Annotated in this window: 22 protein-coding genes; 11 read left to right on the plus strand and 11 right to left on the minus strand. The window is 71.4% G+C overall.

Going from position 1 to position 22,050, the window contains the following annotated elements; genetic code table 11:
- Positions 1-48: 48 nt before the first annotated feature.
- Genes ACZ32T_RS24460 through ACZ32T_RS24470 form a run of 3 tightly spaced genes read right to left on the minus strand, consistent with a single transcriptional unit; the run spans position 49 to position 3,127 of the window.
- Positions 49-948, minus strand: a complete 900-nt coding sequence (locus ACZ32T_RS24460) for a carbohydrate ABC transporter permease (RefSeq protein ID WP_467265403.1) — start codon at positions 946-948, stop codon at positions 49-51.
- 2 nt (positions 949-950) lie between these two features.
- Positions 951-1,880, minus strand: a complete 930-nt coding sequence (locus ACZ32T_RS24465; protein ID WP_467368972.1) for a carbohydrate ABC transporter permease — start codon at positions 1,878-1,880, stop codon at positions 951-953.
- Positions 1,881-1,882: 2 nt separating this feature from the next.
- Positions 1,883-3,127, minus strand: a complete 1,245-nt coding sequence (locus tag ACZ32T_RS24470) for an extracellular solute-binding protein (RefSeq protein ID WP_467265399.1) — start codon at positions 3,125-3,127, stop codon at positions 1,883-1,885.
- A 215-nt stretch (positions 3,128-3,342) separates the two neighbouring features.
- Between ACZ32T_RS24470 and ACZ32T_RS24475 the strand changes: the two genes are divergently transcribed.
- The 5 genes from ACZ32T_RS24475 to ACZ32T_RS24495 all read left to right on the plus strand — a co-directional run bounded on the left by ACZ32T_RS24475 (position 3,343) and on the right by ACZ32T_RS24495 (position 8,490).
- Entirely contained in the window at positions 3,343-4,401 is a 1,059-nt protein-coding gene (locus tag ACZ32T_RS24475; RefSeq protein ID WP_467265397.1) for a LacI family DNA-binding transcriptional regulator, read from the plus strand.
- Positions 4,402-4,582: 181 nt separating this feature from the next.
- Positions 4,583-5,668 (plus strand): WD40/YVTN/BNR-like repeat-containing protein, encoded by a 1,086-nt coding sequence (locus tag ACZ32T_RS24480; protein ID WP_467265395.1) that lies wholly within the window; start codon positions 4,583-4,585, stop codon positions 5,666-5,668.
- Positions 5,669-5,743: 75 nt separating this feature from the next.
- Positions 5,744-6,421 (plus strand): uracil-DNA glycosylase, encoded by a 678-nt coding sequence (locus ACZ32T_RS24485; RefSeq protein ID WP_467368974.1) that lies wholly within the window; start codon positions 5,744-5,746, stop codon positions 6,419-6,421.
- A complete protein-coding gene (locus tag ACZ32T_RS24490) occupies positions 6,418-7,419 on the plus strand; it encodes an N-acetylglucosamine kinase (protein WP_467368976.1) in 1,002 nt (333 codons plus the stop codon). Before ACZ32T_RS24485 ends, ACZ32T_RS24490 begins: the two co-directional genes overlap by 4 nt.
- Positions 7,420-7,557: 138 nt before the next feature.
- On the plus strand, positions 7,558-8,490 hold the full coding sequence (locus tag ACZ32T_RS24495; RefSeq protein WP_467368978.1) for a sirohydrochlorin chelatase: 933 nt from the start codon (positions 7,558-7,560) through the stop codon (positions 8,488-8,490).
- 78 nt (positions 8,491-8,568) lie between these two features.
- Here ACZ32T_RS24495 and ACZ32T_RS24500 read toward each other — a convergent pair whose 3' ends face one another.
- From ACZ32T_RS24500 to ACZ32T_RS24520, 5 genes are all read right to left on the minus strand, one after another.
- Positions 8,569-9,639 (minus strand): lactonase family protein, encoded by a 1,071-nt coding sequence (locus ACZ32T_RS24500; RefSeq protein ID WP_467265387.1) that lies wholly within the window; start codon positions 9,637-9,639, stop codon positions 8,569-8,571.
- Between the two features lie 165 nt (positions 9,640-9,804).
- Entirely contained in the window at positions 9,805-11,316 is a 1,512-nt protein-coding gene (locus ACZ32T_RS24505) for an FUSC family protein (protein ID WP_467368980.1), read from the minus strand.
- Between the two features lie 274 nt (positions 11,317-11,590).
- The gene (locus ACZ32T_RS24510) at positions 11,591-12,382 is read right to left on the minus strand and encodes an SDR family oxidoreductase (RefSeq protein ID WP_467265385.1); all 792 of its coding nucleotides are present in this window, start codon (positions 12,380-12,382) and stop codon (positions 11,591-11,593) included.
- A 180-nt stretch (positions 12,383-12,562) separates the two neighbouring features.
- Entirely contained in the window at positions 12,563-13,027 is a 465-nt protein-coding gene (locus ACZ32T_RS24515; protein WP_467368982.1) for a hypothetical protein, read from the minus strand.
- 58 nt (positions 13,028-13,085) lie between these two features.
- Positions 13,086-13,733, minus strand: coding sequence for a TetR/AcrR family transcriptional regulator (locus tag ACZ32T_RS24520; RefSeq protein WP_467369038.1), 648 nt, complete (start codon positions 13,731-13,733; stop codon positions 13,086-13,088).
- 155 nt (positions 13,734-13,888) lie between these two features.
- Between ACZ32T_RS24520 and ACZ32T_RS24525 the strand changes: the two genes are divergently transcribed.
- The gene (locus ACZ32T_RS24525; protein ID WP_467368984.1) at positions 13,889-14,656 is read left to right on the plus strand and encodes an SDR family NAD(P)-dependent oxidoreductase; all 768 of its coding nucleotides are present in this window, start codon (positions 13,889-13,891) and stop codon (positions 14,654-14,656) included.
- A gap of 46 nt (positions 14,657-14,702) precedes the next feature.
- Here ACZ32T_RS24525 and ACZ32T_RS24530 read toward each other — a convergent pair whose 3' ends face one another.
- Positions 14,703-15,788, minus strand: coding sequence for an amidinotransferase (locus ACZ32T_RS24530; protein WP_467368986.1), 1,086 nt, complete (start codon positions 15,786-15,788; stop codon positions 14,703-14,705).
- Positions 15,789-16,048: 260 nt separating this feature from the next.
- On the opposite strand from ACZ32T_RS24530, the gene ACZ32T_RS24535 reads away from it, so the two are divergent.
- The 3 genes from ACZ32T_RS24535 to ACZ32T_RS24545 all read left to right on the plus strand — a co-directional run bounded on the left by ACZ32T_RS24535 (position 16,049) and on the right by ACZ32T_RS24545 (position 18,665).
- Positions 16,049-16,528 (plus strand): Lrp/AsnC family transcriptional regulator, encoded by a 480-nt coding sequence (locus ACZ32T_RS24535; protein ID WP_467265377.1) that lies wholly within the window; start codon positions 16,049-16,051, stop codon positions 16,526-16,528.
- Positions 16,529-16,552: 24 nt separating this feature from the next.
- A complete protein-coding gene (locus ACZ32T_RS24540) occupies positions 16,553-17,242 on the plus strand; it encodes an HAD family hydrolase (protein WP_467265375.1) in 690 nt (229 codons plus the stop codon).
- A gap of 241 nt (positions 17,243-17,483) precedes the next feature.
- Positions 17,484-18,665, plus strand: coding sequence for a serine/threonine-protein kinase (locus ACZ32T_RS24545; protein ID WP_467265694.1), 1,182 nt, complete (start codon positions 17,484-17,486; stop codon positions 18,663-18,665).
- A gap of 7 nt (positions 18,666-18,672) precedes the next feature.
- Here ACZ32T_RS24545 and ACZ32T_RS24550 read toward each other — a convergent pair whose 3' ends face one another.
- Both ACZ32T_RS24550 and ACZ32T_RS24555 read right to left on the minus strand, forming a co-directional pair.
- Positions 18,673-19,665, minus strand: coding sequence for an aldo/keto reductase (locus ACZ32T_RS24550; protein WP_467368987.1), 993 nt, complete (start codon positions 19,663-19,665; stop codon positions 18,673-18,675).
- 54 nt (positions 19,666-19,719) lie between these two features.
- The gene (locus ACZ32T_RS24555) at positions 19,720-20,631 is read right to left on the minus strand and encodes a glycoside hydrolase family 16 protein (RefSeq protein WP_467265371.1); all 912 of its coding nucleotides are present in this window, start codon (positions 20,629-20,631) and stop codon (positions 19,720-19,722) included.
- Positions 20,632-20,829: 198 nt separating this feature from the next.
- Here ACZ32T_RS24555 and ACZ32T_RS24560 point away from each other — a divergent pair, with 198 nt between their 5' ends.
- Both ACZ32T_RS24560 and ACZ32T_RS24565 read left to right on the plus strand, forming a co-directional pair.
- The gene (locus ACZ32T_RS24560) at positions 20,830-21,354 is read left to right on the plus strand and encodes a DUF4232 domain-containing protein (protein WP_467265369.1); all 525 of its coding nucleotides are present in this window, start codon (positions 20,830-20,832) and stop codon (positions 21,352-21,354) included.
- A gap of 60 nt (positions 21,355-21,414) precedes the next feature.
- Positions 21,415-22,047 carry a DNA polymerase ligase N-terminal domain-containing protein gene (locus ACZ32T_RS24565; RefSeq protein WP_467265367.1) on the plus strand — a complete coding sequence of 211 codons (633 nt, stop codon included), beginning with the start codon at positions 21,415-21,417 and terminating at the stop codon, positions 22,045-22,047.
- Positions 22,048-22,050 lie beyond the last annotated feature (3 nt).

Raw genomic sequence — 22,050 nt, forward strand, 5'->3', positions numbered from 1 at the left:
GCAGGGGTTCCTCTCATGAGTGCGGTGGTCCGGAGCGGCGTCGATGTGCTATTTGCCGCCCACCCCCATCAGTCCGCTGATCAGCGCCCGCCTCGCCACGAGGTACACGGCGAAGATCGGTATGACGGAGAGGATGATCGCCGCCAGTACCGCGGGGATGTTCACGCCGAACTGACTCATGAAGTTGAACAGCCCGAGCGTCAGCACGCGTTGCTCCTCCGACTGGGTCAGGATCAGCGGGAAGAGGAAGCCGTTCCACGCCTGCAGGGCGGAGAAGATCGCCACCGTGCTGATCCCGGCCTTGGACAGGGGCACCGCCAGCTGCCAGAGCATGCGCACGGGCGAGGCGCCGTCGAGGGCCATCGCCTCGTACATCTCCTCGGAGACGTCGCGCATCGTGCCGCTCAGCACGAGGACCGCTACGGGCATCGCGAAGGCGGCGGTGGGCAGGATGATCGCCCACAGGGTGTCGTACAGCCCCATCTTGCCGATCATCAGGTACAGGGGCACGATCACCGCCTGTGCCGGGATCGCCACCCCGAGCAGGAAGGTCCGGAAGGCGAGCGACGAGAGCCGGCTGCGGGTGCGCACCGCGACGTACGCCACCGGGACGGAGAGCACCAGCACGATGGCCACCGTGGCCACGGCGACGATCGCGGTGTTGCCGATCAGCGAGAGGAACCCGCTGTCGAGCACGAAGATGTAGTTGTCGAGCGTCGGGTCCGAGGGGATGGCCAGCGGGTCGCCGTTCAGCGCCTCGTCCTGCCGCATCAGCGACGCGGAGACCAGCGTGTAGAGCGGCACCAGGACGATGACGAGCCAGATCAGCGAGCCGATGCCGGCGACGGGGTTGCCCAGGGGCCTGCGCCGGCGGGCCGGTCGGCCGCGGTGCGGCGGGGCCGGTGTCGTGCGCTGCCGCGGAGAAGCGGGGCGGGTGTCGATCGACATCGTCACATACCTTCCCGGGTGGAGCGCATGGTCCCGAAGCCACTGAGGCGGACCATGATCAACGAGATACTGGTGGCCACGACGACGAGAGCCGTGGCGATGGCCGCCGCGTAGCCGAGGTCGTACGTCTGGAAGCCGGTCCGGTACATCAGGTAGGGCAGGATCGTCGTGTCCGTGCCGGGGCCGCCCTTGGTCATGATGAGGACGGTGTCGAAGTACGTCAGCGAGCCGACGATCATCAGGATCGACGAGGTCGTCATCGTGTGGCGCAGCTGCGGCAGGGTGATGTGGAAGAACTGCCGCACCATGCCCGCGCCGTCGATGGAGGCGGCCTGGTAGAGGACCTCCGGGATCTGCCGGGCGCCGCCCTGGTAGATCAGCGTGTGGAAGGGCATGAACTGCCAGCCGCCGACGAACGCCACCACGAGCAGGGCGCCGGTGGACGATCCCATGACGTTGGGGTCGATGCCGAGCCAGGGCCCGATCGTCCGGATCACACCGAAGTTGGGGTCCAGCAGGGCGCGGAACAGTATCGCGATGGCGGTGGTGGAGAGCAGGAGCGGGATGAAGAAGATCGCGGACAGGAACGCGCGACTGCGCTGGCGGCCCGCGGCCCACACGCCGAGCAGCAGGGCCACCGGAGTCTGGAAGACCCAGCTGATCGTGGTGAGCAGGAGGCTCAGCCAGGCGGCCTGGCCGAACTCGGAGTCGCTGAACAGCCGGGTCCAGTTGTCCAGACCCGTGAAGGTCGGGGAGTCGAGTCCGTCCCACTCGGTGAAGGAGAGATAGACGGCGATCGCCAGAGGGACGATCGCGAAGACGGCGAAGAAGAGGATGCCGGGGACGGCCCAGGCGACCGGCGGGCGGCCGACGTTGCCGGCGGCCGCCTTCCTGTCTCCGTGGCTCTTCGCGACCGGAGTGTGGTGGGACATCGTTACTTGGCGGCCTTCATTGCTTCGACGAACTGCTCGGGGGTGGTCTTGCCGGCGAACAGCTTGCTGATCTCCGTGAGCAGTGGCGTGGCGTACTGGGATTCGAGCGCCTGGTCCCACGAGAGGGTGAAGCTCGGGGCCTTCTCCACCATTTCGTACTGGTCGGTGGCGAACTCCGGGTTGGGCGAACCACTCAGCATCGACGCCGCGTTGGACGTGGTGGGTACGTCACCGTTGTCGACGAGGGCCTGCGCGTAGGTCTTCGACGCCATCGTCTTCAGGAACGCGATGGCGGTGTCCTTGTGCTTGGTCCGGGCGTTGACGGACCAGTAGTTGGTGGGGTTGCCCACCACGTTCGCGGGGTCCCCCACGCCTCCGGCGACCGTCGGGAAGGCGGTCCAGCCGAGGTCCTTCTTGGCGAACTCGGGCGCCTTGCCCAGCTGCGTCGAGTACTCCCACGAACCCATGAGGTGCATGGCGGCCTTGCCCTTGCTGAGCAGTGTCGGCGCCGCTCCGCTGCCGTAGTCCACGGAGTTGAAGTTCTTGCCGAAGGCGCCCTGGTCGATCAGCTGCTTGACGGTCTGTGCCGTCTTGAGCACCGCGGGATCGCCCCAGCCGTCGGTGTCGCCGTCCTGGATCCTCTTGAAGACCTCGGGGCCCGCGATCCGGTCGAGCAGGTATTCCATCCACATCAGCTCGGGCCACTTCTCCGAGCCGCCGAGCGCGAAGGGGATGATCCCGGCGGCCTTGAAGGTCTTGATCGCCGCCTGGAGGTCTTCCCAGGTCTTCGGCGGCTCGATCTTGTGCTCGGCGAAGAGGGTCTTGTTGTAGAAGAGCATCACGGGCTGCATGCCGCGCATGGGCACCCCGTAGACCTTCCCTTCGAGACCGCCGGCCGTCATGATCGAGGGAATGAAGCCGTCCTTGAGCGTGGCGTCGTTCTTGACCGTCGAGGTCAGATCGACCAGGTCCTTGGAGTCGACGTACGGCTTGATGGACCCGCCGCCCCAGTTGAAGAAGACATCGGGGGCGCTGGGCGAACCCATGGCGCTGCGCAGCTTGTTCACGTAGTCGGCGCCGGGGACCGGAACCAGCTTCACCTTGACCTTGGAGGTCTTGTTGAACGTTTCGACCGCCGCCTGCTGAACCTTGACCGCGTCGTCCCCGTAGACGTAAGCGGTGATGGTTCCGCCGTCGCTCCCGCCGCCTCCGGAACCGCAGCCGGCCAGCACGCCGGCCATGAGCATGGCCGCGCCCGCCGCGGCCCATCTCGTCGTACGTGTGCCCTGAGTAAATATCCCCGACCGCATGACCGCACCCTCTGTCGAATGTTTCGGCGTGCCTTTCGAATGTTGCCGGAACCGTACGGTCGTGTTTCGGGCGCGTCAAGAGGGCGGGAGCAAGGATTTACCAACCTTGCCCAGACGCCTGCCCAGAGCCGCGGGGGAGCTACGATTCGTGCATGAGCCCCGCAAAGGTCCAGCCCCAACAGGAGAAGGCGCCCGTCGGCGAGTCGTCGGAGAGCACCGCCACGCTGGCAGAGATCGCCCGAGCGGCCGGAGTCTCGGCTCCGACAGTTTCGAAAGTGCTGAACGGTCGCGCCGATGTCGCCCCAGGTACGCGCACGAAGGTGGAGGAGCTGTTGCTGCGGCACGGCTACCGCCGCAGGCGCGGTGCCTCCCAGCAGTCACAGCTCATCGACCTGGTCTTCCACGAGCTGGACAGCGCCTGGGCGATGGAGGTCGTCCGGGGCGTCGAGAACGTCGCGCGGGAGGAGGGCCTGAGCCTGGTCCTCTCGGAGAGCGCGGGCCGGCTCACCCCGGGCCAGACATGGGTGGACGGTGTGCTGGCACGCCGGCCGGCAGGAGTGATCCTGGTGCTCTCGGACCTCGACGCGGCGCAGCGTGCCCAGCTGACGAGCCGCTCCATCCCGTTCGTCGTCGTCGACCCGGCGGGCGACCCGGGCGACGACATCCCCTCGGTCGGTGCGGCCAACTGGCAGGGCGGGCTCGCCGCGACCCGCCACCTGACGGGTCTGGGCCACCGGCGGATCGGCGTGATCGGTGGACCGGCACGCATGATGTGCAGCCGCGCCCGGATCGACGGCTACCGCGCCGCCCTGGAGACCTCGGGCGTCCCGATGGACCCCGACCTGGTCCGGGAGGGCGAGTTCAACCACGAGGGCGGCTACACGGCGGCCCTGGAGCTGCTGCGCCTGCCGGAACCGCCGACGGCGATCTTCGCGGGGGACGACCTGCAGGCACTCGGTGTCTACGAGGCCGCGCGTGAGCTGGGACTGCGGATCCCGGAAGACCTCAGCGTGGTCGGCTTCGACGACCTGCCGCTCACGCGCTGGATCGGCCCGCCGCTCACCACGGTGCGCCAGCCGCTCATAGAGATGGCCGAGACCGCGGCCCGGCTGGTCCTCGACCTGGGCCGGGGCAGGAAACCGGCGACCACCCGGGTCGACCTGGCGACGAGCCTGGTGGTGCGCAGCAGCACGGCTCCGCCTGCGCGCTGAGGGTGGCCTCGTCCCCCCTGGGTGACGACGGACGCCCGTGCGCTCGGTGTCGGCGTGGTCCAGGGTGCGCTGCCTCGCCCTGCCCCTGCGGCATGGGCCGGCGCCGCGTCTCCCGGCCGTTGTCAGTGGCCGGGTGCAGACTGACCCCGACCGGCACAACGGCGTCTCGGAAGGTCCAGTCATGACCGAAGTACTGCTCACCGTAGGCACCCGCAAGGGACTCTTCATCGGCCGCAGACACCGCGGCTCGTGGACGTTCGGCGATCCGCATTTCAACGCGCAGGCGATCTACTCCATCGCGATCGACACCCGCGGCGAGAAGCCCCGGCTGCTGGTCGGCGGCGACAGCGCGCACTGGGGCCCTTCCGTCTTCCACTCCGACGACCTGGGCGCGACCTGGGTGGAGCCGAAGCAACCTGCCGTGAAGTTCCCGCAGTTCACCGAGGCGTCGCTGGAGCGGGTCTGGCAGCTGCAGCCCGCCGGCCCCGAGGCCCCCGGCGTCGTCTACGCGGGGACCGAGCCCGCGGCGCTGTTCCGGTCGGACGACCGCGGCGAGTCGTTCGAGCTGGTCCGCCCGCTCTGGGAGCACCCCACGCGGTCCAGGTGGGTGCCGGGCGGAGGCGGCGAGGGGCTGCACACCATCCTGACCGACCCGAGGGACGCCGGAGCCGTGACCGTGGCCGTCTCCGCGGCGGGAGTGTTCCGGACCGAGGACGGCGGCGAGCGCTGGGCCCCGTCCAACAAGGGTGTCTCCGCCGTCTTCCTGCCGGACCCGGACCCCGAGTTCGGCCAGTGCGTGCACAAGGTGACACGGGACGCGGCGGACCCCGACCGGCTCTATCTGCAGAACCACTGGGGCGTGTTCCGGAGCGACGACTCCGGGGAGCACTGGAAGGACATCGGTGCGGGCCTGCCCTCGGACTTCGGCTTCGCCGCCGCCGCGCACCCGCATCGCGCGGACACGTTCTACGTCTTCCCGATCAACGCCGACGCGGACCGGGTCCCCGCCGGCCACCGCTGCCGCGTCTTCCGTACGCAGGACGCGGGAGAGACCTGGGAGCCTCTGACGCGGGGCCTCCCGGACGGTGACCACTACGGCACGGTGCTGCGGGACGCTCTCTGCACGGACGACGCCGACCCGGCGGGGATCTACTTCGGCAATCGCAACGGCGAGGTGTACGCGAGCGCGGACGACGGTGACACCTGGGAGCAGTTGGTCTCCCATCTGCCGGATGTCCTGTGTGTGCGGGCGGTGGTGCTCCGCTGACCGGTCATGCCGCGGTGAACGGGCGGACGACGGGCGCGGTCATCGCCCCGTCGGCGCACCAGTAGAGTGCGCCCCGTGGCAGCAAGACCGTTGAAAGAGATCGTCGAGCCGGGATGGGCGCAAGCCCTTGAGCCCGTGGCCGAACGCGTCGCCGCAATGGGCGACTTCCTCAGGGCGGAGATCGCCGCGGGGCGTACGTACCTGCCCTCGGGGCCCAACGTCCTGCGGGCGTTCCAGCAGCCGTTCGAGGAGGTGCGCGTCCTGGTCGTCGGGCAGGATCCCTACCCGACGCCGGGGCATGCGATCGGCCTCAGTTTCGCCGTGGCCCCGGACGTCCGCCCGCTGCCCGGAAGCCTGGAGAACATCTTCCGGGAGCTGCACGCGGATCTGGGGCTTCCACGGCCCTCCAACGGCGATCTGACGCCCTGGACCCGGCAGGGGGTGCTCCTGCTCAACAGGGCGCTCACGACGGCTCCCAGGCGTCCTGCGGCCCACCGGGGCAAGGGCTGGGAAGAGGTCACCGAGCAGGCCATACGCGCGCTGGCTGCCCGGGGGACGCCGCTGGTGTCGGTCCTGTGGGGGCGCGACGCCCGCAACGCGCGTCCGCTGCTGGGTGATTACCCTGCGGTCGAGTCCGCCCACCCCTCCCCCATGTCGGCCGACCGCGGCTTCTTCGGTTCCCGCCCCTTCAGCAAGGTCAACGAACTTCTCCAGCGCCAGGGGGCACAGCCGGTCGACTGGCAGCTGCCGTGACCGGCGCCCCGCACCGGCCGTTCGCCGTGGGCGTCGACTCCGGCGGATCCGGGCTGCGCGTGGCGCTCGCACCGGTGGCGGCGGGGCACCCGGCGGTCACCGCCGCGTGCGCCGAGCCCGTACGGACGGGTGCGCGAGGCATCGACGCGGGGCACCTCCTGGAGCAGCTGCTGCCCGCCGTCCGCCGGCTGCTGGAACAGGCGGGGCCCGGGGCGGCCGTCACCGCGGCGGCCGTGGGGGCCGCGGGGATGGCGACCCTGGGCGAGGAGCTGCGGGCCCAGCTGCCCGGCGCGCTCGCGGACGCGCTGGGCGTCCGGCGGGTGGCGCTGGCCGCGGACGCGGTGACCGCGTACGCCGGGGCGCTGGGACAGCGCCTCGGCGCGGTCGTCGCGGGCGGCACCGGCATGATCGCGCTCGGCACCGACCTCACGTCATGGCACAGGGCGGACGGCTGGGGGCACCTGCTGGGCGACAGCGGCGGCGGCGCCTGGATCGGCCGCGCGGGGCTCGACGCGGCGATGCGGGCCCATGACGGCCGCCGCGGAGGGTCGTCCGTCCTGCTGGCGCGGCTCGAGGCGGTCTTCGGGCCTGTCAGCGGCCTTCCGGGCCTGCTCTATCCGCGTACGGACCGTCCGGCGCTGCTCGCCTCGTTCGCCCCCGAGGTCGGGGCCTGTGCCCTTCAGGACGATGTGGCGGCGGGCATTCTGCGGGGGGCGGCGGCCCACATCGCCGAGGCGGCGGCAGCGGTGTGTCCGCGCCCCTCAGGATCCCGCACCGATCGGTGTGAAGTCGCTCTGACCGGTGGGCTGTTCCGCATGGGTGAGCCTCTTCTCGGCCCGTTGCGGGAGGAGCTGGCGCGGCAGGTCCCGCAGGCGCGGGTGGTTCCGGCGGAGGGTGACCCGCTGCACGGTGCGCTGGAGATCGCCCGGGCCCTCGCAGGCCCGGGGCTGCGACTCCCGGCCCACCCGTCGCTGCTCTACGTACCGGGAGTAACGTAGACGTTTCGAGCGCTCGTCCGCCGGGACGGAGCAGGTCAGTCGCCTGCTATGCCATTCAACAGACATATACGGACAGATAACGCCTGACGACCCCCTCCCCGAACAGAGGGGCACCCAAAACCAGTAGCATGCGGCGCCATGAGCACCCCCACTGGGCCCGCTTCCGGCCTGCCTGTACGAATGCCGCGACCTCGCCAGTCCGGACGGCACCGCCGCCCGGAGCCCGTGGTCGCACCTGAGGGCGCAGCCGCGCTCGTTCTTGCCCTTCCCGGTACCCCTTCCCCGGCCTCGCGCAGCCTGGCCGAGGAAGTGATCAGCATCGCCCGGTCCGAGCTGCCCGGTCTGAACGCGCAGATCGGCTATCTCGACGGCGACGACGCCGGATATCCCACTCTTGTCTCCACGCTCACCCACGCCGCCGCCGAGCGCACCGCGCGCTACGAGCAGGCCGTCGCCGCCGGCCGCGAGGTCGCCGAGCCCTCGGGCCCGTCCGCCGTCGTGGTACCGCTGCTGGCGGGCCCGGACAGCGCCCTGATGCGACGCATACGGCAGGCCGTCATGGACAGCGGCACGCAGGCCGAGCTGACCGACGTACTGGGTCCGCACCCGCTGCTCGCCGAGGCACTGCACGTACGCCTTTCGGAGGCCGGGCTGGCGCGCGCCGACCGCGCGCGGCTGTTCACCGTGGCTACCGCGGCCGACGGCATCGTGCTGGCCACGGTGGGCGGCGAGGAGGCCGTGCAGGCCGCCGGGATCACCGGCATGCTGCTGGCCGCCCGTCTCGCCGTGCCCGTGATGGCCGCGGCCCTGGACGTGGAGGGCTCGGTCGCCTCGGTCGCCGCGCAGCTGCAGAACTCCGGCTCCGCGCAGCTGGCGCTCGCGCCGTACCTGGTGGGGCCGGAGATCGACGCCGGGCTGCTGGACGCCGCCGCGAAGGAGGCCGGCTGCTCGGCAGCCGAGCCGCTCGGCGCGTACCCGGCCATCGGCAAGCTGGTTCTCTCGCTGTACGCGACGACGCTGGGCATCACCCCGGAGACCCCTCAGGGGGTCCAGGGGGCGCAGGCGCACTGATCAGCGCCCTTCGCACCGGACGGTGCGGCGCGGACCGGCTCCCACGGTCCGCGCCGCATGCCGTCTCCGGGCCGGGCGTCAGGCGAAGACCACGCAGGAGGCGGCCGGAACCTCGATGGAGCCCGCGTGTGCCGGGATTCCCGTCTCGGCGTCCACGGCGAACCAGCTGACGTTCCCGGAGTGCTCGTTGGCGGCGTAGAGCCACTGGCCTGTGGGGTCGAGGGTGAGATCACGGGGCCAGCGTCCGCCGCAGCCCACGGCCGCCGCCAGGGCGATTTTCTCGGCCGTCTCGTCGAGTGTGAGGACGGAGATGCTGTCGTGGCCGCGATTGGCGGTCCACAGGAACCGTCCGTCGTGCGAGACCACCACTTCCGACGGGTACGTACGGGCGTCCTCGCCCTCGTCGTGGTCGTGCGGCAGCACCTGCGTCTCCCCCAGCGGTTCGAGCAGGCCTCCGGCCGCGTCCCAGCGGCACACGGTGACCGTCGGCTCGAGCTCGTTGAGGACGTACGCGTGTCCCCCGGACGGGTGAAAGGCGAGATGACGCGGTCCGGTCCCCGGCCGCAGTGCCGTCTCGGCGTGCAGCCGCAGGGAGCCGGTGGCGGGGTCGAGCGCGCAGACGCGGACGGAATCCGTACCGAGGTCCACGCTCAGCACCCAGTTCCCCGAGGGGTCGGCCACCACCTGGTGCGCGTGCGGGCCGGACTGGCGGCCCTCGTCGGGGCCGCGGCCCTCGTGCCGCAGCACGCCGGCCGCCGGGCCGGGTGAGCCGTCGTCCCGGACCGGCAGCGCGGTGACACTCCCGGAGCCGTAGTTGGCCGTCAGGAGGTGGCCCGCGGCGAGGGTCAGATGGGTCGGGCTGCTCCCGCCGACCGGCCGTACCTCGCCGATCAGCCGCGGTGTGCCGTCGTCGTCGACGGCGAAGGCCGCGGCGGCGCCGTCGGAGGTCTCACTGACCGCGTAGAGCACGGGGCCGCCCGTCCCGGGGCTGCGGCCGACCGCGAGGAAGGAGGGGTCCGCGACGGCGTCCGTGGACGCGAGCACGGACGGCGCCCCGGTGTCCCGGTCGATGGCGGCGACACTGATGCCGAGTCCGCCCGCCGACGTGAACGACCCTATGAATGCCCGCTTCTCCTGATCGGCGCCCATCCCGCTACCCCTCTTCACGTCCGTCACGATCTTCCCGGCCGACGGTAGCAGGCGCCCTGTCCCGCTCCCGGCCTGAAAGCGGGAGGGGCAGGGCGCCTGTCGCCGGAGGGCGGGGGCGTGGTCCGAGCCGGGGTGATGCCCGCCGATCCCGCCGTGGACGACGGCTCAGGCGCCGGCCGGGGCCGGGCGGGACCTGCGGAGGGGCACGGCGAGTTCGAGCAGGGCCTGCTCCAGCGCGTGGAGGTGGGCGAGCATCTGATCGGCGCCCGTCGGCTCCGTGGCCGTCGTGTCGGCGGGCCGGAGGCGGTGCCCGACGGCCGGCGCGTCGGTGAGGGCCTCGACGGCGGCCTCCACCCGCCAGCAGGCCGCGGCGAGCCGGACGTCGTGCGAGGCCTCCGGGTCGGCAGCGACGGCGGCCAGGCCGCGCACCTCGCGCACGCAGTCGTCGAGGAGCGCGAGCACCAGCCGTGCCCGTCGTTTACGGGCCCGCAGCGGGTTGAGCGGGTGCACCAGCGGCGCGAGCGACAGGCGCACGCGGCCGAGGATCGCCTCCAGTTCGACGACGCGCCCAGGCGGGTCGGCGTCCTCGCTCCCCGCGAGCCGGGCGGCGGCCTCCGCCGTGCACGTATGAACACATCGCAGCGCCCGCTCCACCCAGGCCTCGGTCACCGAGTGCGTGGTCACCGGCAGCACGAACAGCACCGCCAGTACGGCACCGAGCGCACCTGCCGCCGTCTCGGTCACCCGCAGCACGAGCAGCCCGGTGTCGAGCACGCCCAGCAGCCCGTACAGCATGCTCGCCATGACGGTCACGGCCAGCATCATCCAGGTGTAGGAGACGGCGGCGGCGTAGAAGATCCCGAACACACTGGCCGCCACGACCACGGCGGCCACGACCGGCTCATGGTGCAACGGCACGGCCACGGCGAAGCCCAGCCCGATCCCGAGCACCGTTCCCAGGAAGCGCCGGAACCCGCGGACGACGGTCTCGCCTCGCGAGGTCGTGGCCACGAACACCCACCAGGTGGCGCCGACAGCCCAGTACCAACGCTGGTCGGAGAGCACCTGCCCCACGGCGAGCGCGAAGCCGGCCCCCACGGTCGCCTGCACGGCCTGCCGCGTCGTGATCCGCGCGAGCCCGGACGCCCCGGAGGGGAGGGCGACCGCCACGGGGGCCCGGAACCGCCGCTCGTAGCACCACACGCCGAACCGCACCGCCGACGACGCGGCGAGCGACAGCAGCACGGCCGCGTACAGCTCGGGCAGCCGGCCGGGCACGGTGTGCAGGAACTGGGCGGAGAAATACGACATGAAGCCGAACACGCCCAGCGAGTGTCCGCGAGGCCCCCACCGCCTCGCGTACACCCCGGCCCCCACGACGGCGAGGAACGCCAGGTCACGGGCGACGGGTACATCGTGCAGCACAGCGGCCAGCGTGAGCACCGGGAGACCGACGGCGGGGAGGAAGGCGGTCGTGATCGCCTGCCCACGCACCGTCGCGTCGGTCACCGTGAACAGTGCGAGCAGCGCTGCCAGGCCACCGGTGACGGCCGCCTCCAGCGAATGCCCGGCGGCCCCGCACAGCGCGACGGCGAGCCCGATGCCGAGCACGGCCCGGGACGCGAACCGCAGTCGCATCCGTCCCGGATCCGGTGCCACGAACGCCCTCTTCAGCAAGTTGCCCCCTACCTTCCGCACGTGAGCCGGCGCAGACACGAGAAAGGCGCCGCGGTGATCCCCGAGGGACCCGCAGCGCCATTGATAGCTCTATTTCAGCACCAGGGGGACTGATGGTTCAACCGACACCCGATCTCCTGTGCCAATGGCCCATGAACGGCCGACACCGCTCGGCCACGGCAGAGCCAACGGACCAGCCGGAGGCGATACGTCGCACGAACGGCTCAGGAGTCCGGACGGCGGAGCCGCCACCCGGGCCACCGGTGGCCGGCCGTCAGCTCCCGATCCCGCCGTCACTGCTGAGCAGTTGCCCGTTGATCCATCCGCCCTGCTCGGAGCAGAGGAATCCGACCAGGTTCGCGCAGTCCCGCGGGACGCCCAGGCGGCCCAGCGGTGTGGCCTCGGTCAGCCTCTCCTTGAGCGGGGCGGGCATCCAGCCGTTGTCCACCGGACCCGGGTTGATCACGTTCGCGGTCACCCCGAGCCCGGCGAACTCACGGGCGGCGGCCAGGACGATCCGGTCGAGGGCACCCTTGCTGGCCCCGTAGGGCAGATTGTGCGCCGTGTGATCGCTGGTGAGGGCGACGATCCGGCCGCGCCCGGGCGTTCCCGCGAACCGGGCCCCGTACTCCTTGAGCAGCAGCCAGCTCGCGCGGGCGTTCACGGCGAAGTGGCGGTCGAAGCTCTCGACGCTCGTGTCGAGGATCGAGGAGTCCACGGACTCGGCGTGGCACATCACGAGGGCGTCGACGGGGCGTCCGCCGAACCGTCCGGTGACCGCGTCGAAGAGCTGCGCGGGGGTGTCCGGGGAGGCCAGGTCGGCCTCGAACCCGGCGGCCTCCGCGCCCAGTCCGGCGAGTTCGGTGCTCAGTCGGTCCGCCGCGCCCGGGGTCGCGCCCCAGTCCATCCGGGCGTCATAGGCGGTCAGATAGGTGAAGGCGACGTCCCAGCCGCCACCCGCGAGTTCGAGTGCGACTTCATACGCGATGCCCTCGGGACGGCCGGCTCCGGTGACGAGCGCGAGAGGACGGGCGGGCGGCGTGCTGGGCTGCGGTGAGTTCGTCATCGCACGACATCCTGGTATGCGGCCGCGTCCGCCGCATCCGAATTGCGCGACCGTACGTCTCGCACCGGCGCGTGTTCGTCATCCGCGCCCGCGAGACCCGCCGGCGGTGCTGCGCCCGGGGTGCCGGCCGCCCCTGGACAGGTGACCGCACGGCGGTGCGGTCACGCTCCGTGCCGCCCGTCAACGGCCGTACGTGGAGCGGCACAGGTCGACGATCTCGGCGGACGCGACCCCCTGCCCCGTCGCACAGACGGTGCGCATGTCGTACGTCCGGCCCGGGCGGGGCCGGTGGGGCGCGCCCACGCCGCGTGGCGCTCGGGGCCGGTCGGGAGCGGCACGTAGCGGCTGGTTCCGTGCCTCCTGGCGGACGGGCGGCGCGACGACGTCGGCACGCCGGGCCGGGGCACGTGACCCCTTCTTCTTCTCCTTCCCACTGTCCGCACGGTCCGGCCCCTTCTCGGTCCTCCCGAGCGTGTCCTGGACGGCCGCGGGCTCGGTGGGTACCGGGGGCGCCTGTGCGGCGGGCCTGTTTCCGGAAGGTACGGAGGCGGAGGGCGAGGGCCTCTCCGCTTCGGCCGGGACGGAGACGCAGCCGACCGTACTCAGGAGGGCGACGATCACGAGGGGGATGGACCGCAGGTTCATGCCGTGGTCAACGACGGGACGCGCGAGCGGACACGTCCGAAAGCGCCGGTCAGGGCGCTCAGTCGGACAGACCGGAGCGGGCGAGCCCCAGCGCGCGGTGGATGGTGCGTGACAGCGAAACCGGCTGCGGGTCCGCGCTCCACGCCCACTGTTCGACGGCGACGCGGAGGGCCCCGTTGAGCAGGGTCGCCTGCAACCGTGGTTCGAGGTCGTCCGGCCCGCGGTCCGTCCGCTCGGCGATGACCGCGGCGAAGGCCGGCTCCGCGTCATGGTGGACCTGCAGCCATACGGCGCGCAGCGCGGGTTCGGTCCGGGTGAGCAGGACCAGGTCGCGGAGGGCGCCCGCGTCGGTGTCCGCCGATGCGGGCGGGTGGGAGGACGGGGTTCCGGCGACGGCTTCCGCCAGCGGCCGGTCGCGCGGCCACGACCTCATCAGCGCGATGACGAAGTCGAGCGCGTAGGTCAGCAAGGGGCGGACGCACAGCTCCTTCGAGGAGGTGTAGCGCCACAGGGTCCGCTGCGAGATCCCCGCGGCGGCGGCGATCTCCTCGGCGGTGGTCGCGGCCACACCCCGGTCGGCGAAGAGGCGCACGGCTTCGCGGGCGATCTCCAGCCGGGTCGCGGCCTTGCGCCGTTCGGTCAGCGGCGGGCGTCCGAGGCGGGCGCCGCCGACGGCTCCGGCGGCGGCCGAGGCAGGGTCGGGCACCCCTCCGGCGTGCGCGGTTTCCACGGTTTTCGGCCACCTTCCCTCACGGCTGTACCCATCGTAGCGACACTTTTTATGGCACCACTTGCCATATTGGCACTCGCCGCCATTAAAGGTAGCGTTCCTGCCCTGTCGACGAAGCCGAGGAGCATCACGTGAACACCACCACCAGCGGCCCGGGCCGCAGCGTCATCGTCACCGGCGCCGGATCCGGCATCGGCCGGGCCACCGCCCTGCTGTTCGCGAAGGAGGGGGCCCGCATCGTGATCGCCGATGTCGACGAGGCGGCCGCCCGGACCGTCGCGGAGGAGGCGAAGCAGGCCGGCGGGACCGCGGTCACCGTGATCGGGGACCTGCGGGACCAGACCGTCGCCGACCGGGTGGCGGCGACGGCGGCGGAGGAGTTCGGCGGCATAGACGTCCTGGTCAACAATGCCGGAATCATGGACAGCATGTCGGCCGCGGCCGACACCGGTGACGACGAGTGGGAGCGCGTCATCGGCATCAACCTCACGGCTCCGTTCCGCCTCACACGGGCCGTGCTGCCGCACATGCTCGCCGCGGGGAAGGGCGCCGTGGTCTTCACCGCGTCCGAGGCCTCCCTGAGGGGCAGCGCCGCGGGTGCCGCCTACACGGCGTCCAAGCACGGCATCGCGGGCCTGACCAAGTCCTTGGCCGTCATGTACCGCGACAAGGGCATCCGCTCCAACGCCATCGCGCCCGGCGGCACGGTCACCAACATCCGGGTCGACGCGGACCGGGGCGCCCACGGGCCGGCCGCCCTCGCCCCCTACATGGGCAATGTCGGTTCGCCCGCCCGGGCCGAGGAGCAGGCGGCGGCGATCCTCTTCCTGGCATCCGACGCGGCGAGCAACATCAACGGGGCGATCCTGCCTGTCGACAACGGCTGGTCCGCGGTCTGAGCACCCGCTCACCCGCCGGGGCGTGCGAGCAGGCGTAGCGGAGCGCTCAGTCGAAATACGATTCGAGCGTTCCGCGGCGCCTGACGTCGAGCGTCGCGCAGTGGAAGGAGCCTCCGAACGGCGCGTAGTGCAGGAGATCGCACGGGATCGGCTCGAAGCCCCACTTCTCGAGAGCGCGCAGCATGCCCGTGTGGCGCCGCTCTGCGATGACCCGCTTCTCGTCGACCATGAGGATGTTCATGCTGAGCCACTTGCCGCAGAGCGAGGTGAGCTTGAGCAGCCGGTCGTCGATCCGGTCGGGTTCGGGGGCGATCAGGATGTCCCACGACCGCAGTATGTCGGGCAGGCGGTCGACGTCGACGTATTCGGGATTGACCAGCACCTTGCCGGGAGCGAGCACGAGGAACGTCGTGTCGATGTGCATGGGGGTGCGACAGCGGCTCTCGATCTCGTGGATCCGGTAGCGGGGCCCGAGATGGCGGCGCAGCCAGTCGATGCCCATGCGGTTGGTGACGTTGCTCCGGGTGACGAACAGATCGCGTCCGGCGCGCACGAAATCCGCGGCGTCGAACACCGGCTCGAATTCGGTGAGGATGTAGCGCATGGGCTCGCCGGCCGCGGGGGGCCGGAATTCCGGGTCGAACAACTCATCGGTGAGCTGCGGCTTCGGTGCCGCCGTCCAGCGCGCGCCGCGCGTGAAGTAGTCCTTGAGGAGCGAGCGGTAGGAGTGGGTCTCGTAGTACCTGCACGGCCAGGCCATCGGGGTCTCGATGATCTCGTCGCCGATCACGAGCATGCTGTCCCGCGGGCAGGTGTTGCAGAATCCACGCGATGTCCACTCGGGGGTGCTGAACCGCCGCTTGTGGTCGACCGGGTCCGGGCGCCTGACGGTGACGTCGAGGGACTCAAGCAGCTCGACGAACCGGTCGAGTTCCTCCTGCGCGGGCTCGACCAGCCGGCGTGGGTAGGCGAGGCCCGACGCCAGCCCCTGCAGGCGCCCCGCCCAGGGCGGGATGTTGCACGACACGACCGGATGACCGGAGGGGATCGTCGCACCGTCGAGCCGCCCGACGATGATCTCCTCCAGCGGGTCCCACTCGTTGTGTGAGTGCACCGGCGAAGCGAGAGCCATGTTCAACCGCTTTCGGTCACAGACCGGGAGTAACCCTATGAAACCTTTCCACCGCTCAAAGCAATCACGCCCTGTCGGCACCGTCAAACGGTCACCGCGACCGACCTGGCCTGCCGGGCGCGCCGGCGCCCTGGGCAAGACCTCACGGCCGGGGTGACCCACGCCCTGGGCAGACCTCACGGCCGGCGCCGTGCCGGGTGACCCACGCCCTGGGTAGAGTCGGGCGACCGATCTCCGGCCCAGGAGGAGCACAGCCCGGCATGGCGGTGGACGCTCTCGACACCCGTATCCTCCGGCTGCTCATCGAGCAGCCCCGCACCAGCGTGCGCGAGTACGCGCGCATCCTCGGCGTGGCGCGCGGCACCCTGCAGGCCCGGATGGACCGGCTGGAGCGGGACGGAGTGATCACGGGCACGGGCCCCGCCCTCTCCCCCGCGGCCCTCGGACACCCCGTACTCGCCTTCGTGCATCTTGAGGTGACCCAGGGGCATCTGGACGAGGTGGGTGACGCGCTCGCCGCCGTGCCGGAGATCATCGAGGCGTTCTCGACGACCGGGGGCGGCGACCTCCTGACGCGCGTCGTGGCCCGGGACAACGGGCATCTGGAGGATGTGATCCAGCAGCTGATCCAGCTCCCCGGAGTGGTCAGGACCCGGACGGAAGTGGCTCTGCGCGAGCGGGTGGCACACCGGGTCCTGCCACTGGTCGAGACGGTGGGGCGGGCGGCGGGCCCCGGCTGATCGCCTTCGGGCATGCTGGAGGCCATGAAGACCGCGCCCCTCCCCACCCCGCCCGTCCTCTTCGATCTCGACGGCACCCTCGTGGACAGCGAGCCGAACTACTACGAGGCGGGGCGCCGGCTCCTCGCCAGGTACGGCGTGCGGGACTTCAGCTGGGAGAACCACACCCGCTTCATCGGGATCGGCACCCGGGAGACCCTCACGGTCCTGCGGGAGGAGTACGGGATCGAGGCGCCGGTCGACGAACTCCTGGCCGGCAAGAACGCCCTGTACCTGGAGCTCGCCGGGGCATCGACCGAAGCCTTTCCGGAGATGCGCGCCCTCGTCGAGCGGCTGCACGAGGACGGGGTGCCGATGGCGGTGGCGTCGGGGTCCTCCCGGGCGGCGATCGCGGCTTCGCTCGCGGTCACGGGACTGGACGCGTACCTCCCGCTCTACGTGTCCGCCGAGGAGGTGGCACACGGCAAGCCGGAGCCCGACGTCTTCCTGGAGGCGGCCCGGCGGCTCGGTGTGGCGCCCGGCTCGTGCGTGGTCCTGGAGGACGCCGTCCCTGGTGTCCGGGCGGCTCACGCGGCGGGCATGCGGTGCGTCGCCGTACCCGACGCCCATGCGACGGCGGACGGCGCGGAGTTCGGGAAGGCGGATTTGCTGTTTCCGGGCGGACAGACGGAGTTCACCGCTGCCGCGGTGCTGGAGTGGCTCCGCGGCGGGTGAGAACAAGCCGGTCCGGTCCGCCGATTGGCCGGATCCCGCGTCTCGCGCCTAGGCCGGGCGAGCGGCGGCCCCGGGGACGGATATCCTGATCATGCCGCGCACCCCGACGCACCGTACCGAGGCGATGAGCCCGATGAGGTCGCCGCCGCGGCAGTCGGAGAGGGCCATAATTCGAGATTGGTGTGCACAGGTGCTGGTTGCTGGGCGGTACCGGCTGATATCCCCCATCGGCCGTGGCGGTATGGGTGAGGTGTGGCGCGCCACGGACGAAGTGCTGGGCCGTGCGGTGGCGGTGAAGCTGCTGCTGGGCGACCAGGCCGATGCCTCGTCGACCGCGCGTTTCCGCCTCGAGGCGCAGACGGCAGCGCGCCTGAGCCACCCTCACCTGGTGGCCGTGTTCGACTTCGGCTCCTGGGAGGACCGCTTCTATCTCGTGATGGAGCTGGTCGAGGGAAGGAGCCTCGGGGATCTGCTGGAAGCTCAGGAGACCGTCCATCCCGAGCAGGTGGCCCATATCGCCGGCCAGGCCGCCGCCGGTCTTGCCGCCGCCCACAGGCAGGGCATCGTCCACCGGGACATCAAGCCCGGCAACCTGATGCTGGACGCCGACGGGTCCGTGAAGATCGGGGACTTCGGCATCGCCCAGTTCGTCGACGACCCCTCCACGGCGCTGACCACGGCCGGCCACATCGTCGGTACGAGCCTCTACCTGGCTCCCGAGCGGGCCCTCGGCCGTACGGCGGACTCCGCGTCGGACATGTACTCGCTGGGCTGCGTCATCTATCAACTGCTGGCCGGTCAGCCGCCGTTCCGCTCGGACACGGCGACGGCGACGCTCTACCAGCACGTGGACACGCCTCCGGTGCCGGTCAGACAGCGGGGGGTGGACATCTCCCCGGCGTTCGATTCGTATCTCCTGGGTCTGCTGGCGAAGCAGCCCGAGGACCGGCCGAGCGCGCAGCAGGTCTCCGACTGGTTCCGTACGGATGCCTGGCGCGGCCGGCCCGAGCCGCTGCCGCACCACGCGACCGCCGCCCCGCGGCCCGCCGCGCATGTCCCTCCCGCGCCGGCCCCGAACGCCCAGGCGGCCGGGGGGCCGTCGACGTACCGGCTGCCGCAGTCCGGCGGGCGCAGACGGGCGGCTCCCGCGCCCCGGACGTCCAGATCCGCGGCCAGACCGGCCACGACGCGCCGGATCAAGACGAGTGAGGCCATCCGCCGCCGCCCGCGCGTGGCGAGTGCGGTGGCCGGTACGGTCGCCTTCCTGGCGGCGGTGTATCTGGGCACGGTCCTTTTCGCACCGGACACCGGCGCGGCGGACACCCCGGATCCCGGCTCCTCGCCGACCGCTGGGCTCGAATCGCCCGCGCCGACCGGACCTGCGGCGGAGCCGGGCCAGGACGGCGAGGGCGAGGAGGACTGAGCCTCGGTCACCAGCGCGAGTGGACCTCCGCGCGGATCCGGCGGTCGTACAGGTCGCGCACCGCGTCGAGGGTGCTCTGCGGAAGCGGCGGGAGAGCGGCGGCCGAAGCGTTGGCCCGGGCCTGCTCCACCGACCGGGCACCGGGGATGACACCGGTGACACCGGGCTGCTGGATGATCCAGCGCAGCGCGGTCTGTGCCGGGGTGGCACCTTCGGGCGCGAGACCGGCGAACTCCGACGCGGCGGCCACGCCCGTGGCGTAGTCGATGCCGGAGAACGTCTCGCCCTGGTCGAACGCCTCGCCGTGGCGGTTGTACGTGCGGTGGTCCTCCGGAGCGAAGACGGTGTCGGCGGTGTATTTGCAGGACAGCAGTCCGGAGGCGAGCGGCACGCGCGCGATGATGCCGACCCCGGCCTCCGCCGCGGCCGGGAGGACCTCGTCGAGGGGCTTCAGGCGGAAGGGGTTGAGGATGATCTGGACACTCGCGACTCCGGGCCTGGCGATGGCCGTGAGCGCCTCGGCGCAGGTCTCCACGCTCACCGCGTACGCGGCGATCCGCTGCTCGGAGACGAGCGTGTCGAGGGCGTCGTACACGGCGTCGGAGGAGTAGACCGCCGTGGGCGGGCAGTGCAGTTGTACGAGATCGAGGGTGTCGACGCCGAGGTTGGCGCGTGAGCGGTCGTTCCAGGTACGGAAGTTGTCCAGGACGTAGTTCTCCGGAAGCTGTTCGGCACGCCTGCCCATCTTGGTGGCGACGAAGACCTCCGCGTCCGGGCGTTCCTTCAGATAGCGGCCGATCAGCTGTTCGCTGCGGCCGTCGCCGTAGACGTCGGCGGTGTCGAAGAAGGTGACCCCCGACTCGACGGCGGCGTCGAGGACGCCGAAGGCATCGGCCTCCCGCACCTCTCCCCAGTCCCCGCCGAGCTGCCAGGTGCCCTGTCCTACGACCGATACGTCACGGCCGGTCCTGCCGAGTGTGCGCTGCTCCATACGGATCATGCTACGTCCGCACGCGGACCGGCGGCGGTGGCCGGCGCCGGTCCGCGTCCGTGCTCAGTCGGCTGTGGTCACCCGGACGTAGTCGACGACGAGCTGCTGCGGGAAGCTGGTGCTCCCGTCGGGGTCGCCCGGCCAGTAGCCGCCCACGGCGAGGTTGAGGATGAGGAAGAACGGCTTGTCGAACACCCAGGGGTTGCCGTTGAGGTCGGCGGGTGTCCTGCGCTGGTAGACGGTGCCGTCGACGGACCAGGTGATGGAGTCGGGGGCCCAGTCCACGGCGAAGGTGTGGAAGTCGTCGGCGAAGGCGGCTCCGCCGGGGAGGGTGTATCCGGCGCCGATGCCGCCCGAGCCGGAGTAGCCGGGGCCGTGCAGGGTGCCGTGGACGGTGCCGGGTTCGAAGCCGACGTTCTCCATGATGTCGATCTCACCGCTGTTGGGCCAGCCGACGCTGCCGATGTCGGCGCCGAGCATCCAGAAGGCCGGCCAGATGCCCTGTCCGCGCGGGATCTTCATCCTGCTCTCGACGTGTCCGTACGTCGCGGTGAACTTTCCCGAGGTGTTGAGCCGGGACGAGGTGTACTCGCAGGTTCCGTACCAGCACCGGTAGTTGCCCGGGTTCTCCTTGCGTGCGGTGATGACCAGGTTGCCCTGGCCGTCGAGGGCGGCGTTGCTGTTGCCCGCCGTGTAGTACTGCCGCTCGTGGTTGTCGACGTTGTCGCCGGTCTCCGTCAGCCACTTGCCGCCGTCGACGGCCGAGCCCGCGGGGCCGTCGAACTCGTCGGCGAAGGCCACGGCCGCCGTCCGGGAAGCGGTGGAGGACGCAGCCGTGTGGGGGTCGGGTGCGGCCGAGGCTCCGGCGGGAAGCGCGGTCATGACCACGGAGCAGCAGAGCAGGGAGAGCGCGGCGTACAGCGTCGTACGGCGCCTCTTCGGGAGGCGGCGTCCGCTGTGGTGGGGAGAATGCACGGTCTCACTTCTTTTCGGGGTGGGGGGATGAATGTCATGCGCATGACAGATGAACGCCGAGAGGTGAACGCTTGGCACACTCACCCGGGCGGCATCTTTCAACACTTGATTTAAGAGAGTGGCCCGAGGCCCGTCAAGGATCTGGTCCGGACCGGGCGGGCACAGGTAGAAGTGGACGTGGCGGGGAACGGACAACTCATGCGCATCCGTGCCGAAGTGACCGTTCCCGCCACCGTCGCCCTGGCCTTCGCCCTGCTGGCTCCGGCCGGCGCCGCGACGGCCTCCTCCGCCGCGCCCCCTGTCCCGACGTGTCGGGAGAGCAGCCTGGACGTCGCCGCCGCGGCCTCGGACCAGCCGGAGACGGTACGGATCAGCGTCACCAACCGGGGCCGGCATGCCTGCGTCGTCGACCGCGTCCCCACGGTCGTCTTCGGCGGCCTGGACGGCCCGGCCCTGCCCGTACCCGAGGGCGGGAGCGGTCCGTACCGTCTGCCGGCGGGCGGATCCGGCTACGCCGCGGTGCGCACGCTGGACCCGGCGGCCACGGAACTGCGGGTGGTGGACCGGCTGACGGTCGCCGGGGACCCCGCGCACCGCGGGCGGACCTTCGACGCCGCCTCACCGGGGGCACCGGACGGGATCCGGGTGTGGGAACCGGTGACCACCTGGTGGCACCGCTCGGGCGCGGCGGCCGACCGGACACTCGCGCGGTACACCGGCTGACCGGAGTCGCCGCGCGGCTTCCGCCGTGCGGCGCGCGGCCGACGGAAGCACAGTGGAGGCATGGACTGTGCGGTGCCCGCACGGCCTCGACCGGGCAGGCGCGCATCGTCCGACCGCATCCCGGCGGAAGGATCAGGCGTGGACAGCGAGAGCACACGGCGTTTCGTGGTGCAGATCCACGACGCCCGGCGCATGCATTTCGATTTCCGTCTCGAGGTCGGCGGCGTCCTGAAGTCCTGGGCCGTGCCGCGAGGCCCGTCGGACAATCCGAGCGACAAGAGGCTGGCCGTTCCGACGGACGACCATTCCCTCGAGTACCGCGAGTTCGAGGGGGTCATTCCGCAGGACGAGCAGGGCAGCGGCACGGTGATCGTCTGGGACCAGGGCACCTACACCCCGACCAGTCACGACCTCGCGGGCGACCCCGTCCCGTTCGCCGAGTCCCTGGAGCGAGGACATGCCACGTTCCGGCTCGAGGGGGCGAAGCTGCACGGGGAATTCGCGCTCACCCGCTTCCGTATCGACGACGAGGAAGGGACCCGGGGGCCGGAGGCCTGGCTGCTGATCAAGGCCGACGACCGGCAGGCCGTCCACGACCGGCCGGGCACCCCCGACCCGTACCACGCGCGTTCGGCCCGCACCGGCCGCACGCTGCACCAGGTCGCCGTGGCCGAGCGGGAGGGCGCCCACTGAGCA

The organism is Streptomyces sp. NPDC023573, from assembly GCF_055559735.1.

What these genes read in the sequence shown, in the direction of transcription:
- ACZ32T_RS24460 (WP_467265403.1), bottom strand. Translation starts at nt 948, where the DNA reads ATGTCGATCGACACCCGCCCCGCTTCTCCGCGGCAGCGCACGACACCG.
- ACZ32T_RS24465 (WP_467368972.1), bottom strand. Translation starts at nt 1,880, where the DNA reads ATGTCCCACCACACTCCGGTCGCGAAGAGCCACGGAGACAGGAAGGCG.
- ACZ32T_RS24470 (WP_467265399.1), bottom strand. Translation starts at nt 3,127, where the DNA reads ATGCTCATGGCCGGCGTGCTGGCCGGCTGCGGTTCCGGAGGCGGCGGG.
- ACZ32T_RS24475 (WP_467265397.1), top strand. Translation starts at nt 3,343, where the DNA reads ATGAGCCCCGCAAAGGTCCAGCCCCAACAGGAGAAGGCGCCCGTCGGC.
- ACZ32T_RS24480 (WP_467265395.1), top strand. Translation starts at nt 4,583, where the DNA reads ATGACCGAAGTACTGCTCACCGTAGGCACCCGCAAGGGACTCTTCATC.
- ACZ32T_RS24495 (WP_467368978.1), top strand. Translation starts at nt 7,558, where the DNA reads ATGAGCACCCCCACTGGGCCCGCTTCCGGCCTGCCTGTACGAATGCCG.
- ACZ32T_RS24500 (WP_467265387.1), bottom strand. Translation starts at nt 9,639, where the DNA reads ATGGGCGCCGATCAGGAGAAGCGGGCATTCATAGGGTCGTTCACGTCG.
- ACZ32T_RS24510 (WP_467265385.1), bottom strand. Translation starts at nt 12,382, where the DNA reads ATGACGAACTCACCGCAGCCCAGCACGCCGCCCGCCCGTCCTCTCGCG.
- ACZ32T_RS24515 (WP_467368982.1), bottom strand. Translation starts at nt 13,027, where the DNA reads ATGAACCTGCGGTCCATCCCCCTCGTGATCGTCGCCCTCCTGAGTACG.
- ACZ32T_RS24530 (WP_467368986.1), bottom strand. Translation starts at nt 15,788, where the DNA reads ATGGCTCTCGCTTCGCCGGTGCACTCACACAACGAGTGGGACCCGCTG.
- ACZ32T_RS24535 (WP_467265377.1), top strand. Translation starts at nt 16,049, where the DNA reads ATGGCGGTGGACGCTCTCGACACCCGTATCCTCCGGCTGCTCATCGAG.
- ACZ32T_RS24540 (WP_467265375.1), top strand. Translation starts at nt 16,553, where the DNA reads ATGAAGACCGCGCCCCTCCCCACCCCGCCCGTCCTCTTCGATCTCGAC.
- ACZ32T_RS24545 (WP_467265694.1), top strand. Translation starts at nt 17,484, where the DNA reads ATGGGTGAGGTGTGGCGCGCCACGGACGAAGTGCTGGGCCGTGCGGTG.
- ACZ32T_RS24550 (WP_467368987.1), bottom strand. Translation starts at nt 19,665, where the DNA reads ATGATCCGTATGGAGCAGCGCACACTCGGCAGGACCGGCCGTGACGTA.
- ACZ32T_RS24560 (WP_467265369.1), top strand. Translation starts at nt 20,830, where the DNA reads ATGCGCATCCGTGCCGAAGTGACCGTTCCCGCCACCGTCGCCCTGGCC.
- ACZ32T_RS24565 (WP_467265367.1), top strand. Translation starts at nt 21,415, where the DNA reads ATGGACTGTGCGGTGCCCGCACGGCCTCGACCGGGCAGGCGCGCATCG.